This window comes from Vibrio sp. 1078-1 (genome assembly GCF_033340475.1).
On sequence record NZ_JAWOWM010000695.1, the window covers coordinates 1 to 563 of the forward strand.

General features: G+C 47.2%; 1 pseudogene. It reads right to left on the reverse strand.

Annotated features, from left to right (window positions below):
- A pseudogene (locus R7190_RS29565) lies at positions 1-563 on the reverse strand (alkaline phosphatase family protein); the annotation flags it as partial.

Below are 563 nucleotides of genomic sequence, written 5' to 3' on the forward strand. Positions count from 1 at the left end.
GATAAATATTCGGGCTGTTTTTTCGATAACGCAATTTGATGTCATAGGCGAACGAGTAGTGAACGTCACCAGACAAAATCACAAAGTTGGTTGGTGTTTTGGTATGCGTAAAAATACTGATGAGCGTATTGGCACTGCCCGGATGCGCCATCCAGTTTTCGGCATCGACCATCAACGGTTTGCCAAGCATTGTTACCACACGCTGCAAGGCTTCAATGAATTTCACACCAAACATGGGAGCGGCAGAAACAATAATCACTTTGTCTTGATGCACCAGCTCTTGGTGGAAGTCAATCATCGCTTCCCAATCCATCAAACCCGATGGTTTATTCATGCGAGATTCAGACCGCCAGCGGCGAGTTCGTGTGTCGAGTACCCCAACCTTTGGTGAAGTAGGAATAGTATAATGCCATTCTTCAAAGCGATAGACATGTTGAATAAAGGCATCTTGAGCTTGCGAAGAGGGCGCGTCGAAAAAGTGGTTCGCGTGTCGCCAAAACGGCTCGTTAAACTTTTCTGGCGCGTTTCCCCAGCCTTGGCAAAGCCAGTACGCGATCAAACTG